The organism is Conexibacter stalactiti, assembly GCF_033542075.1.
Classification (GTDB): Bacteria; Actinomycetota; Thermoleophilia; order Solirubrobacterales; family Solirubrobacteraceae; genus Conexibacter; species Conexibacter stalactiti.
This window is the reverse complement of the sequence record NZ_JAWSTH010000028.1, coordinates 33,979-46,275: the sequence shown is the minus strand read 5'-3', so window position 1 is coordinate 46,275 and position 12,297 is coordinate 33,979. Positions and strand designations below refer to the sequence as shown.

The 12,297-nt window shown below is 70.7% G+C and carries 15 protein-coding genes, 1 tRNA gene and 1 riboswitch; of the genes, 6 read left to right on the top strand and 10 right to left on the bottom strand.

Annotated elements, in window-relative coordinates; all coding sequences use genetic code 11:
• Nucleotides 1-98: 98 nt before the first annotated feature.
• The 4 genes from R7226_RS12595 to R7226_RS12580 all read right to left on the bottom strand — a co-directional run bounded on the left by R7226_RS12595 (nucleotide 99) and on the right by R7226_RS12580 (nucleotide 3,042).
• Entirely contained in the window at nucleotides 99-482 is a 384-nt protein-coding gene (locus tag R7226_RS12595) for a PASTA domain-containing protein (protein WP_318597515.1), read from the bottom strand.
• Between the two features lie 5 nt (nucleotides 483-487).
• Nucleotides 488-1,468: a ribonuclease Z gene (gene rnz, locus R7226_RS12590; RefSeq protein ID WP_318597514.1), complete on the bottom strand. Its 981-nt coding sequence runs from the start codon at nucleotides 1,466-1,468 to the stop codon at nucleotides 488-490.
• A 15-nt stretch (nucleotides 1,469-1,483) separates the two neighbouring features.
• Nucleotides 1,484-2,014, bottom strand: coding sequence for a metallophosphoesterase family protein (locus R7226_RS12585; protein WP_318597513.1), 531 nt, complete (start codon nucleotides 2,012-2,014; stop codon nucleotides 1,484-1,486).
• Nucleotides 2,015-2,124: 110 nt separating this feature from the next.
• Complete coding sequence (locus R7226_RS12580; RefSeq protein WP_318597512.1) at nucleotides 2,125-3,042, bottom strand: SDR family NAD(P)-dependent oxidoreductase; 918 nt, start codon at nucleotides 3,040-3,042, stop codon at nucleotides 2,125-2,127.
• 107 nt (nucleotides 3,043-3,149) lie between these two features.
• Here R7226_RS12580 and R7226_RS12575 point away from each other — a divergent pair, with 107 nt between their 5' ends.
• Nucleotides 3,150-3,725: a QsdR family transcriptional regulator gene (locus R7226_RS12575; RefSeq protein WP_318597511.1), complete on the top strand. Its 576-nt coding sequence runs from the start codon at nucleotides 3,150-3,152 to the stop codon at nucleotides 3,723-3,725.
• 47 nt (nucleotides 3,726-3,772) lie between these two features.
• Here the strand turns inward: R7226_RS12575 and R7226_RS12570 are convergent.
• Nucleotides 3,773-3,845 (bottom strand) — tRNA-Arg (locus R7226_RS12570).
• 37 nt (nucleotides 3,846-3,882) lie between these two features.
• A complete protein-coding gene (locus R7226_RS12565; protein ID WP_318597510.1) occupies nucleotides 3,883-4,125 on the bottom strand; it encodes a helix-turn-helix domain-containing protein in 243 nt (80 codons plus the stop codon).
• A gap of 170 nt (nucleotides 4,126-4,295) precedes the next feature.
• Here R7226_RS12565 and R7226_RS12560 point away from each other — a divergent pair, with 170 nt between their 5' ends.
• On the top strand, nucleotides 4,296-4,532 hold the full coding sequence (locus tag R7226_RS12560) for a hypothetical protein (RefSeq protein WP_318597509.1): 237 nt from the start codon (nucleotides 4,296-4,298) through the stop codon (nucleotides 4,530-4,532).
• 57 nt (nucleotides 4,533-4,589) lie between these two features.
• Here R7226_RS12560 and R7226_RS12555 read toward each other — a convergent pair whose 3' ends face one another.
• The 4 genes from R7226_RS12555 to thrC form a co-directional block, all read right to left on the bottom strand.
• Nucleotides 4,590-4,988 (bottom strand): hypothetical protein, encoded by a 399-nt coding sequence (locus R7226_RS12555; protein WP_318597508.1) that lies wholly within the window; start codon nucleotides 4,986-4,988, stop codon nucleotides 4,590-4,592.
• Nucleotides 4,989-5,102: 114 nt separating this feature from the next.
• Nucleotides 5,103-6,362 (bottom strand): hypothetical protein, encoded by a 1,260-nt coding sequence (locus R7226_RS12550; RefSeq protein ID WP_318597507.1) that lies wholly within the window; start codon nucleotides 6,360-6,362, stop codon nucleotides 5,103-5,105.
• A 283-nt stretch (nucleotides 6,363-6,645) separates the two neighbouring features.
• Nucleotides 6,646-6,918 carry a ubiquitin-like small modifier protein 1 gene (locus tag R7226_RS12545; RefSeq protein WP_318597506.1) on the bottom strand — a complete coding sequence of 91 codons (273 nt, stop codon included), beginning with the start codon at nucleotides 6,916-6,918 and terminating at the stop codon, nucleotides 6,646-6,648.
• A complete protein-coding gene (gene thrC / locus R7226_RS12540; protein ID WP_404827824.1) occupies nucleotides 6,918-8,153 on the bottom strand; it encodes a threonine synthase in 1,236 nt (411 codons plus the stop codon). Before thrC ends, R7226_RS12545 begins: the two co-directional genes overlap by 1 nt.
• A gap of 51 nt (nucleotides 8,154-8,204) precedes the next feature.
• Nucleotides 8,205-8,312: riboswitch (SAM riboswitch) on the bottom strand.
• A gap of 140 nt (nucleotides 8,313-8,452) precedes the next feature.
• Between thrC and corA the strand changes: the two genes are divergently transcribed.
• The 4 genes from corA (at nucleotide 8,453) to R7226_RS12520 (ending at nucleotide 12,276) form a co-directional block, all read left to right on the top strand.
• Entirely contained in the window at nucleotides 8,453-9,451 is a 999-nt protein-coding gene (corA, locus tag R7226_RS12535) for a magnesium/cobalt transporter CorA (protein WP_318597504.1), read from the top strand.
• A gap of 90 nt (nucleotides 9,452-9,541) precedes the next feature.
• Nucleotides 9,542-10,522 (top strand): diacylglycerol/lipid kinase family protein, encoded by a 981-nt coding sequence (locus R7226_RS12530; protein ID WP_318597503.1) that lies wholly within the window; start codon nucleotides 9,542-9,544, stop codon nucleotides 10,520-10,522.
• Between the two features lie 2 nt (nucleotides 10,523-10,524).
• The gene (locus R7226_RS12525; protein ID WP_318597502.1) at nucleotides 10,525-11,448 is read left to right on the top strand and encodes a hypothetical protein; all 924 of its coding nucleotides are present in this window, start codon (nucleotides 10,525-10,527) and stop codon (nucleotides 11,446-11,448) included.
• 168 nt (nucleotides 11,449-11,616) lie between these two features.
• The gene (locus R7226_RS12520) at nucleotides 11,617-12,276 is read left to right on the top strand and encodes a hypothetical protein (protein WP_318597501.1); all 660 of its coding nucleotides are present in this window, start codon (nucleotides 11,617-11,619) and stop codon (nucleotides 12,274-12,276) included.
• Nucleotides 12,277-12,297 lie beyond the last annotated feature (21 nt).

Sequence of the window (12,297 nt, the reverse complement as noted above, 5' to 3'; positions counted from 1 at the left end):
GGGACCGGGTTAAAGGGACTGCGGCAACCCTAGCAACGGTGTGGGACGCGGCGGCGCCCGGGTGGCCGCGCGGGTCCGCGCGGCTCGCGCGGCGCCGCTCAGCGGCGGTCGAGCTTGATCTGGACCGTCGAGCCGCGCTCGAGCGCGATGCCGGCGGCCGGGTCCTGCTCGACGACCTCCCAGTTGGAGTCGACGATCGAGCCGAAGAAGCCGCCCTCCTCCTCCTTCACCATGAAGCCGGCGCGCTCCAGCCGCTCGTGCGCGACGTCGAGCCGCTCGCCGACGACGTCGGGCACGGCGGTCTTGGTGACGACGGTCTCGTCGCCGGTCGGCGCCTGCACTCTGGAGAGGACCGTCACGGTGCGCGGCGGCGGCGCCTCCTGCGCCTCGCCGATCCCGAGCGCGACGACGAACAGCACGCCGACGAGGAAGCCGGCGGCGGTGCCGAGCGCGACGGCCGTCCAGCTCGCGGGCCGTCTCATCGCGTTCACGGTCCCGGCTCCACGGCGGCGACCTCCGCGGCGGCCGGCGGCGGCACGCGACCGGGATCCCAGCGCACCAGCGCGGGCGCGCCGCGCTCGGGGAACGGCACCTCGATCGCGTCGAAGTCACGCGGCACGACGGTGTCGGCGAAGACGGCGGTCGCCTCCTCGCGGATCTCGCGACCGCCATAGCGGGTCGAGAGGTGGACGAGCGCGAGCAGCCTCACCTCGGCCTCGGCGGCCGCCTTCGCCGCCTGCGCGGCGGTCGAGTGCTGCGTCTCGCGCGCGCGGCCGGCTTCGTCCTGCGCGAACGTCGCCTCGTGCACGAGCACGTCGGCGCGATGGGCGATGTCGATCAGCTCCTCGCAAGGGCCGGTGTCGCCGGAGATCACGAGCTTGCGCCCGAATCGCGTCTCGCCGATCACCTGCTCCGGCGCGACGCCGTTGACGGTCTCGCCGCGCTGGATGCGGCCGAAGTCAGGGCCGGGCGTGACGCCGAGCCGCTCCGCCAGCTCGGCGTCGAATCTGCCGAGCCGGTCGTCCTCGGTGATCGCGTAGCCGTAGGCGGGGCCGCGGTGGTTGACGGGGAACGGCTCGATCACGTACTCGTCGCGCTCGACCATCGCGTCGGGCGGCAGCTCGACGAGCGCGATCTCGTAGCCGCAGCCGCCCCAGACGTGCTTCATCGACGTCATCAGCGCGCGCAGCCCGGGCGGGCCGTAGATCGTCAGCGGCTTGTCGCGCGCGCGCAGGTCGAAGGTCTTCAGCATCCCCGGCAGGCCGAGCCAGTGATCGGCGTGGAAGTGGGTGATGAAGACGTCGGTGATGTCGGGCAGGCCGGCGGAGCGCAGCAGCTGGCGCTGCGTCCCCTCGCCGCAGTCGAAGAGGATCCGATCCGCGCCGCGGCGCAGCAGGATCGCGGGCAGCCCGCGGCGGGCGGTCGGCACCGAGCCGGCGGTGCCGGCGAAGAAGAGCGAGAGGTCCATGGCAGCGTTGTGAGCTTAGGCGGTCGAACCGGGGTCCGGCGCGTCGTCGCGCGTGTCGAGCACGACGTGCTCGAAGGCGACGCGACCGCCTTCCACGCGGGCGATCCCCATCGTGTGGCGCGGCGCCCGCCGTCGCTCGGTCGGGCTGCCGGGGTTGAACAGCTGGAAGCCGCTGGCCGGGTCGGTCTCGTGCAGCGGGATGTGCGAGTGGCCGAAGACGAGCGCGTCGGCGTCGGGGAAGCGCAGCCGCATCCGCTGCAGGCGCCCCTGCGACGGGCCGGCGTCGTGCGTCATCGCGATCCGCACCCCGCCGGGCAGCTCGACGACTCGCTCGGCCGGCAGCTCACGGCGCACCTCGGCGTCGTCGACGTTGCCGTGGACGGCGAGCAGCTCGCCGTAGGCGCGCAGCTCATAGAGCACCTCCGCGCGCACGAGGTCGCCGGCGTGGAGGATCAGGTCGGCCTCCCCCAGCAGCCGCACGCAGGCCGGCGGCAGCGCGCGGTCGCCCTTCGGCATGTGCGTGTCGGAGATGATCGCCAGTCGCATCGGCGTCGCATGATGACCGAAGCGCCGCCGCCGGCGTCCGCGGGAGCCGTTCGCGGCACGGTTCCCGCTGGCGCGATGGCCTGCGCGCGGAGGCGGATCGCCAAGCCCGGTCAGCCGTTGAGAAAGCGGTGGATCGCGGCGTCGGCGCTGTCCTGGAACGCGACGACGGCGAGGTCGCCGAAGATCGTGGCCTGGTCGACCAGCGGCCCGGTCAGCGACCGCGCGCCGCTGCCGTAGAACCGCCCGCCGTCGAACGACGGGTCGAGCACGGCGGTGGTGAGGCGCGCGGTCCCCACGGAGAGCGGATGGGCGAGCCCGAGCCGCGCGCCGACCGGTCCCATCACGACGCGCTCGAACACGAGCCGCTGGAGGGCCGGCATGTCCTGCCCGATGCGGGTGCCGGCCGTCCCGCCGGGGCTCACGGTCGCGAACCGCAGGTGCGGATGGCGTCGGGCCATGGCGCCGATCCAGAGCGCTCCGACGTACTTGGCCTGTGCGTACGCGAGCGAGGCGTCGAACCGTCTGCCGCTGAAGCAGCTTCCGTCGATCGCGGCGGTGAGGTCGTGCTCGTCGGTGCGGGCGAACCGCGGCCGCTTGATGAGCAGCGCCGGGACGCCACGCGCCGCTTCGCTGCCCGTCATCACCACCACCCGCGTCAGCTTCCGCTGCTCGATCAGGGCATCGACGAGCGCGACGTGGCCGAGCACGTTGACGGCGAAGATCGTCGTCGTGCCGCTCGCGGTGAGCGCTTCTGGTCGCGAGCCGCCGGTGCCGCCGGCGTTCAACACCACCGCATCGACGGGGACCGCGAGCGCCGCGCTCAGGGCGCGGGCGGATGCCGGATCGCCGCTGTCGAGGTCCGCGACCTCGAAGATCGCGCGACCGGTCCGCTGCTCCAGTTCGCGTCGCGCCGCTTCGGCGCGCTCCCGGTCGCGGCAGGCGAGCACGACGCGGTCGACCTCGGCGCGCGAGCCCAGCTGGCAGGCCAGCTCCTTCCCGATCCCCGCGTTCGCGCCCGTGACGAGCACAGAACGAACGAGCGACTCAGCCAATGCGATACCTTTCGACTGACTGTTTTATGGATGAAACAGACAGCAGAAATGTAACACGGCCTGCGACGACGCGACTCACGCGCGTGCTCGACGGCGCTCAAGACCCGCCCGGACCAGAGCCGCTCGACGCGTTCCGTGCCGCACGCCGCGCGTTCCTGCGCTCGCAACGGGTCGACATGACGTCGATCGCGGAGGAGCTCGGGGTCAGCCGCGTCACGCTCTACCGCTGGGTCGGCAACCGCGCGGCGCTCCTCGGCGAGGTCATGGCCAGGCTCGCGATCGACACCGCGAGCGCAGAACGGCAGCGGACGACGGGGACGGGCGCGGACGCGCTCGTCAGCGTGGCGACCCACCTCGTCCAGGCGCTGATGGCCTTCCCACCGATGCAGCACCTGCTGCGCACCGAGCCCGACTTCGCGCTGCGTGTGCTCACGACCGCCGAGGGACCAACCGCCGCCCGCATCACCGAGTACTGGACGCGCGAGATCGACGCCGAAATCTCTGCCGGGCGCTTCGCACCCGCCCTCCCGACCGCGGACCTCGCGTATCTCATCGTCCGTCTGAGCGAGTCCTTCGTCTACAAAGAGGTCATCGCCGGCGAGCCAGCCGACCCGGCGCACGTCGAACGCGTCTTCCGCATGGTCCTGCGCGCGAGTTGACCGCCCCGAAAAGGCGGAAGCCCCGCGAGTGCGGGGCTTCCGGTCAGCGCGCCCGGCAGGATTCGAACCTGCGACCTCTTGCTCCGGAGGCAAGCGCTCTATCCACTGAGCTACGGGCGCGTGATCACGCAGCTTACCGTGCGCCGCGGCACGGGGCTCAGTCGCGCAGCCGCTCCTCGTACAGCAGGATCAGCTCCGACAGCGGCACGCCGAGGCCGCGGGCGAGGCGCACGAGCGCGTCGAAGGAGGGATTGGTGCGCCCGCTCTCCAGCGTCGTCAGGTAGTTGCGGCCGAGGCCTGCGGCCTCGCCGACCTCCTCCTGCTTGAGCGCCTTTCGCGCGCGCAGCTCACGCACGGCGACGGCGAGCGCGCGGCGTTCTCTGTGGAGCGAATCGGCCACCGCACAACCCTGCAAGGGTTGCCAGTTGCATTCCACTCGCTCCAACGGGGATCATACCCGCTACAGCGGGGTTCCGCCCTTGTATCCGGGGGTTGATCCCCCGCTTGCCGTCCGCATCCCCCTCGCGGACGGCTGGCCAGCGGGGGCGGCACGTGCGAGACTGAAGGCGCATGGCCGCCCCCGCTCCCGCCGACGACCCGCTCGCCCGCCTCGCGGAGCAGCTCGAACGGCTCAGCAGCGCCAACCTGGCGCTCAGCGAGGCCGCCGAGCAGCTGATCGTGCACGCGCGCGAGGAGCGGACCGCCTTGCGCGAGGCCGCCCGCGAGGCGCGCACCGCCGCGCGCGCCGCTGCCTCCGCCAGCGCGCAGACCCACGCGCTCGCCGACCAGCGGCACGACGACGCGTAGACGCGCCGCCGGCGCGCCTCCCTCCCGCGCGCCGTTTGGAGCCGCGCTGAGCGCGCGTCAGCGGACGCGGAAGGCGGCCGTCGCCTTCATGCGGCATCTGTGCCGGCAGGCGAGCGCGACGTAGCGCCCCGGCGCCACCGCCCGCTCGATCGCGATCGGCGCGACGAAGCTGCCGTCAGCGTTCGTTCTCGCGGAGCCGATCCGGACGGCCTCGGTCTCGGGCAGACCGGCGAGCAGCGAAACGCGCACCAGCGGCGGGAAGCCGCTGCCGTAGAAGACCACTCTGCCGCCGCGCACCGCGGCTCTCGGTCTGACCTCGAGCGTCGGCGCCTTGCGCGCGGCCGGCGCCGCGACGGCCAGCCCGCTCATCACGACCAAGACGGCGGCGAATGCTGCGACCACGGTCCTCCAGCGCATCCAGTGCTCCTCGTTCGACAGCATCGTGCTGCCGCGCATCGTAGGGTCGCGACCGGGTCGGTGCGAGCGGGCGTCGATCGAAGATGGCGCGCAGACCGCCTCGCCGTGAGACGAGACGGCCTGCCCGCAGCTCCCGCGAAGGGAGCGGCCGCCTCAGCGACGCGCCTTCGCCTTCTTCACCTTCAACGTCGCCTTCGCGCTGAACTTCTGCGTGCCGAACGCCGTCGTGGCGACGACGCTGACGCTGCCGCCGCGTCTCTTCAGCTGCTTGGTCGCCTTCTTCGTCAGCTTCAGCTTGACGAGCTTGGACTTGCTCTGGCCGATCCGCGTCGTGGCGGCCTTCGACGACTTGCCCGCGACCGCGGCGCGCAGCGTCGTGGAGCAGACCGCCGGAGCGCTGCTCGGGCAGGCGATCCGCACCGAGGCGACCGTCTTCTGCTTGTTGACCGCGACGCGTTTGATGACGGCCTTGTCTCTCGCCGTCGCCGCACGTCTGACGGTGAGGCCGGTGCCGCCCGTGCCGCCGGCGCCGGTGCCGTTGCCGTTGGAGGTGCCGCCGCCGGAGCCGCCGCCGCCACCCGCGCCGCCGCTGCCGCCGGCGCCCGCGCTGGTCGCTCTGTCGAGGATCGTCGTCGTTCTCTCGATGATCGTTCTCGTCTCTCTGTCGACGCCCGGCGTGTTGCCGACCAGTCTGAGGACGGTGCTGATCTGCGTCGTGAGGAGCGGGTCGAGCGCGCCCGTGGTGTTCCCGAGCATCTCGATCAACTGGTTGACGAGATCTCTCAGCGCCTCCGGCAGCGGTGCCGCCGCGACCTGTCTGAGCAGCGGGATCAGCGGCGCGAGCAGGTCGGCCGTCGGCGTGCCGTTGCCGCTCGTCAGCCCGGTCAGGACTCTGTTGAGCCCGTCGATCACGTCGGGCAGCAGGTCGAGGTCGTCGAGCGGCAGCCCGGCCCCCGATCCCGCCCCGTCGAGCACGCCTGCGAGCTGGTTGAGCAGCGACTCGGCCGGGTCGGGCAGACCGTCGGCCGCGGCCAGTTGACGCAGCAGGTTGGCGACCGGCGCCAGCAGCGCCGGCGCCAGCTGCTCGCCGGCTCTGCCGCTCTGCAGCAGGCCGGTCAGCTGGTCGACGAGGTCTCTCGTCGGCAGTGGCAGCCCCGAGGAGCCGCCGAGCTGGTCGAGGATGTCGGTCAGCGGTCTGAGCAGCTCAGTGGTCGGAGCCGCGCCGCCCTGCAGCAGCCCGAGCAATTCGGCCAGCTGATCCTGCTCTCTGGCGCCGAGCAGACCGCCCAGCAGATCACCGACGGTGCCGAGCAGGTCGTCGAGCAATCCCCGGGTCTGGTACCCGGAGTCCGGCGGCGTCGGTGCCTGTGCTGCGGCGATCGCCGGTGGGGCGATCGCGGTCGTGGCGAGCACGGCAACGGAAACCCCTGCCGCCGTGCGCGGGAAACGTAACATCCGGGAACCTCCCAATCCCCAGCCCCTCCCGAGGGCCAGCGGATGATCGTATGAACCTTCTTTTCCGTCGATCATCGACCAGAAAAGATATGTCTTGATAGTCAGGGTTGACTGACTGACCGCCATGTTCCCCGGAACTCCGATATTGCAGTCGAACTGCGCAGCAAAATGGAGCTTCAGCCACGAAAAACGGCGGCCATTGGCCGCCGTCTGGCACGTCGAAACTCCTGTGACCTGTCGATCAGCCGCCGGCCACCGCCGGCAGGATCGTCACCTCGTCGCCGTCGGAGACCGACGTGTCGAGGCCGTCGAGGAAGCGGATGTCCTCGCCGCCGATGTAGACGTTGACGAAGCGCCGCAGGCCGCCGTCGTCGGCGATCCGCTCGCGCAGCTCACCGAACTCGGCGTAGAGCGCGTCGAGCACCTCGCCGACCGTCGAGCCGTCGACGCTGGCCGTCGACGCGCCGCCGGTGGCGGCGCGCAGCTGCGTCGGGATCTTGACCGTGATCGCCATCAGGCGGCCACCGCGCCGGGGACCTTCGCCTCGAACGCCTCGTAGGTGGCGTCGATCTCGTACGTCTCGAACGTGTCGCGCACGACGTCGAGCGTCTTCAGGCCTTCGCCGGTGATGACGGCGACGACTCTCTCGCCCGGGTCGATGTCGCCGCGCTCGGCGAGCTTCGCGAGCACCGCCGTCGTGACGCCGCCGGCCGTCTCGGTGAAGATGCCGGTCGTCTCGGCCAGCAGCTTGATGCCGGCGCGGATCTCGTCGTCGGTGACCGAGTCGACGCCACCGCCGGTGCGGCGCGCCAGCTCGACGGCGTAGGGGCCGTCGGCCGGGTTGCCGATCGCGAGCGACTTGGCGATCGTGTCGGGCTTAACCGGGCGGCAGATGTCGGTCCCCTCGGCGAAGGCCGTCGCGACCGGTGAGCAGCCGGCGGCCTGGGCGCCGTTCATCGTCGGCACGGTGCCGTTGACGAGACCGAGCTCGATCCACTCCTCGAAGCCCTTGGCGACCTTCGTGAAGAGCGAGCCGGAGGCGATCGGCGCGACGATCCGGTCGGGGATCGCCCAGCCGAGCTGCTCGGCGATCTCGTACGCGATCGTCTTGGAGCCCTCGGAGTAGTACGGGCGCATGTTGATGTTCACGAACGCCCACTCGTGCTCGCCCGCGATCTCGGTGCAGAGGCGGTTGACGTCGTCGTAGTTGCCTCTGACCGCGACCAGGTGGGTGCCGTAGACGCCGGTCGCGAGGATCTTCTGCTCCTCGAGGTTCGACGGGATCAGCACGTAGGAGTCGAGGCCGGCGGCCGCGGCGTGGGCGGCGACGGCGTTCGCGAGGTTGCCGGTCGAGGCGCACGCGATCGTCTGGAAGCCCAGCTCCTTCGCGCGTGCGAGCGCGACGGCGACGACGCGGTCCTTGAACGAGTGCGTCGGGTTGGCCGCGTCGTTCTTGATCCAGACCTCGCGCAGGCCGAGGCGCTCGGCGAGCCGGTCGGCGCGCAGCAGCGGCGTCCAGCCGGCCGGCAGCGTGTCGCGCGGCGGCGCCTGCGTCAACGGCAGGAAGTCGCGGTAGCGCCACAGCGAGTGCGGCCCGGCCTGTATGCGACGACGCAGCTCCTCGGCGTCGACGTCGGTCGTGGCGGCGTAAGCCACCTCGAGCGGGCCGAAACAACGCTCACAGACGTACTTCGCCTCGAGCGGATAGACGGCCTTGCATTCCTTGCATGTCAATGACTCTGGCGGCATATAGAAAAACCTCCGCCGGGTTTCCGTGGCAGAGGTCTGAAGAACCGCCGAACCACATCTCCCAGGCTTGTTGCTTGCCTGATGGAATTGGCACCTTCCCCTTACGGGGGGTTGCCGGGGCTTCGTCGGGCCATAACCCTCCACCCCTCTGGATGCGTACTGCTATGTGCCGGGGAAGTATACGCAGTCGTGTGACGAAGCTGCAACGCGACATTCCGGAAATCGCCAGCACAGGGGTAGAATGACCGGCATGCCGGGCGAGACGAGCAGCGAACCAATGGGCGACGAGCCGCGAAGTCATGCCGAGCTTGCCCAAGCCCCGCTTCACGCGCGGGACCCGCGGTCGCGGCTCCGTCTCGCTTCCGCCCGCTGAGCCCGAGAACGCTCAGCCCGAGGTCGTCGAAGGCCCCGGCGTCCGCTGGATCCACATCGAGCAGCCGCAGCCGAGCCACCGCGCGTGGCTGGAGGAGCGCTTCGACTTCCACCCGCTCGACTACGAGGACGTCTCCTCGCGCAACCAGCGGCCGAAGATCGACGAGTACGACGACTACCTCTTCATCGTCCTGTACTTCCCGCGCTTCGACAAGCAGGTCGGCCGCCTGAACGCGGCCGAGCTGGATCTCTTCGTCGGGCCCGACTTCCTGATCACGCTGCCCAACCAGCCGCTGCAGCCGGTCGAGTACCTGTTCGAGCGCGTCCGCACCAACGACGAGCTGCGCGAGAACTGGTTCGGCAAGGGCACCGGCTACCTGCTCTACAAGATCATCGACGCCTGCGTCGACGCGAGCTTCCCGATGCTGGCGAAGATGGGCAACAAGCTGGAGCGGGTCGAGGACGAGATCTTCGCCGGCAACTCGTCGGAGGTCGTGCGCGACATCTCCAACGTCAAGCAGGAGATCATCAACTTCCGCAAGGTCGTGCGCCCGCAGCGCGCCGTCTTCGGCGACCTCGAGCGGACCAAGCAGCGCTACCTCGCCGAGGACATGGACGTCTACTTCGACGACATCAACGACGCCTCCGAGCGCGTCTGGCAGATGTTGGAGACCTACAAGGAGACGGTCGAGGCGCTCGAGGCGACCAACGAGTCGGTCCTCTCCCACCAGCTCAACGACGTCCTGCGGATCCTGACCGTGCTCTCCGTCGTCTTCCTGCCGCTGACGCTGATCGCCTCGATCTTCGGCATGAACGTGCATGTGCCCGGCGAGGGTCACATCGCGCCGTTCTGGGTCGTGATCGGCGTGATGCTCGGCGTCGGCGGCGGCATGATCGCCTTCTTCCGCAAGCGCAACTGGCTGTGAGCTGGCGCGTCCGCGCGCGTCGCGCCGTCCGGACGCGACCGTCTTTCACGCGTGCGTAACACCGACCGCGTGGCGGAGTACAAAAGAACTGTGACCGCCACCACTTTCGACGCGCTCGAGCGCCTTGCCGGAACGATGGGGTCGACGAAGCCGAGCAAGCGCATGCTGGTGATCGTCAACCCGTACGCGACGACGGTGTCCGACCGTCTCAAGCACCTCGTCGTCTACGCGCTCCAGGGCCGCTACCAGGTCGACTCCGTCGAGACGGAGGCGCGCGGTCACGCGACCGAGCTGTGCCGCGAAGCCGCGCAGGAGGGCTACGACGTCGTCTGCGCCTTCGGCGGCGACGGGACCGTCAACGAGGCCGCCAACGGTCTGACCGGCTCCGGCACCCCGCTGACCTGCCTGCCGGGCGGCTCGACCAACGTCTTCGCGCGGATCCTCGGGATACCGAACGACGTCGTCGACGCGACCGAGCACATGCTGCGGCTCGCCGACGACTGGAGACCGCGCCCGATCGACCTCGGCATCGTCAACGAGCGCCGCTTCCTCTTCACCGCCGGCATCGGCCTCGACGCCAGCGTCACCCGCCGCGTCGACGCGCGCCCGCGGCTGAAGGCCCGCTTCGGCCCGTGGTTCTACGCCTCCGCCGCCGTCGGCGCCTTCACGAAGGACTACGTCGTGCGGCCGCCCAAGCTCGTCGCCGAGATCGGCGGCGAGACGATCGACGGCGTCACGGCGATGGTGCAGAACACGATGCCGTACACCTACTTCGCCAGACGGCCGATCGAGCTCGCCGAAGGGGTCGAGCTCGACGACGGGACGCTCGCTGGCGTCGTGCTGAAGCGCGCCAGCCTGCTCGACATGCCGACGGTGACCTTCCGCGCGCTGTCGGCCAGCGCGCGGATCGTCAAGCACCGCCGCGTGAGCGGCTTCTCCGGCGTGGAGGAGCTGACGATCCGTTCGCGCGACGAGCGCGAGCTGCCGCTCCAGGTCGACGGCGACTACCTCGGCTTCGTGCCCGAGGCGACCTTCGGCGTCGACCACCACGGCCTCCAGATCGTCGCCTGAGGGTGCGCGTCCCCCTCCCCGTCGCGCTCGCCGCCGTCGTCGTCGGCGCAGCGGCGACGCCCGCGAACGCCGCTCCCCCGACGATCGCCGGTTGCCCCGTGATGTCACCCTCCTCGGCCTGGAACCAGCGCGTCGACAGAGCGCCCGTCGCGAAGAACTCGGCGACGCTGATCCGCTCGATCGGCCTCAGCGCGGGCTTCCACGCCGACTTCGGCTCCGGCCGCTGGGAAGGCGCGCCGATCGGGATCCCGTGGACGACCGTCGGCGCCGGCCAGAAGCGCGTCCCGCTGAGCTTCGGCTACAGCGACGAGTCCGACCGCGGTCCTTACCCGATCCCGCCGTCAGCGCCGATCGAGGGCGGCCGCGGCGGTGACGGCGACCGCCACGTGCTCGTCGTCGACCGCTCGACCTGCAAGCTCTACGAGACCTTCGACTCCCATCCGCTCTCCGGCGGCGCCCGCTGGCGCGCCGGCTCGGGCGCGATCTTCGACCTGCGCGGCGGCGACGCGCAGCGGCCGCGCGGCTGGACATCGGCCGACGCCGCCGGGCTGCCGATCCTGCCCGGCCTGGCGCGCTACGAGGAGGTCGCCGCCGGCGCGATCGAGCACGCGCTGCGCTTCACCGCCCCGCGCACGCGCAGCAGCTTCATCGCCCCCGCCCGTCACTTCGCCTCCGACTCCAGCGATCCGGCGCTGCCGCCGATGGGCCTGCGTGTCCGGCTCAAGCGCTCGGTCAGCCTGCGCGGCCTGCCGCCGCAGGCGCGCGTGATCGCCGTCGCGATGAAGCGCTACGGCCTGCTGCTGGCCGACAACGGCTCGCCGTGGTACGTCAGCGGCGCGCCCCACTCCGGCTGGGACAACGACCAGCTGCATGCCCTCGACCGCATCAGCGGCAGCGACTTCGAAGTCGTGAACGCCGCGCGCTGAGCAGCGCGGCGGGCGGTCGGGCCGGACGGTCACGGTTGCGCGCCCGCGAAGCGGCGCCGCGCCCCTCTCATGATGCTCTAATCTTCTGGATTTCGGGGACGGGAAAGGGGGATGCGAGGTCCCCGTGCTGAGCCGTGCGCTGGACGACCTCGACGAAGGAGTTCGACGATGAGACACGTGCGCGCAGCGATCGCCGCAAGCCTTGCGGCGGGCGCGCTCGCGGCATGCAGCCCCGGAGCCGCAGCGAGCGGGGCGCAGCCGGTCACGATCAACACGCCGTTGACGACGATGACCGCCAACAACGCATCGATACGGATCAACACCGCCACCGGCCCGCACATAGCGACCTGTGCGGCCATACAGCTCCCGGCAGCGATAACGCCGGTCGGCAACTTCAGCGTCGCGGCTGGGACCGCCGTGTTCAACGGATGTCAGGTGATGGGAGTCGCGATCGCGGTCACTCAACCGGTCGCATGGTCCGGCATATTCCGCCACCTAGACTCGGGGGCCCTCCGCATCCGGTCGTTCACGCTCGACATGATCGTGCCGATGGGCGGGTTGCATCTGTCGATTCTGGGCTGCCAGTTCGACATGAACGGGATTCCGCTAGCCGATCACGTCTTCGCGGCGGAGCCGTTGCACAGAGTGCTAGTGAACGTGCCGAACATACAGTTCCCCGCCTCGCTAGTGAGACCGATACCGCTACTGCTCACCGTTCGCAACCTGGTGGGCGCGTCGTGTGCGCTGCTGCCAATAGCGAACCTCGACGCCGGGCAGTTGACGGCGAACTTTGCCTTCGCCCCCGCGGTCGTAGGGATGGGAACCTGAGACGACGCCGTGCGGGCGCCG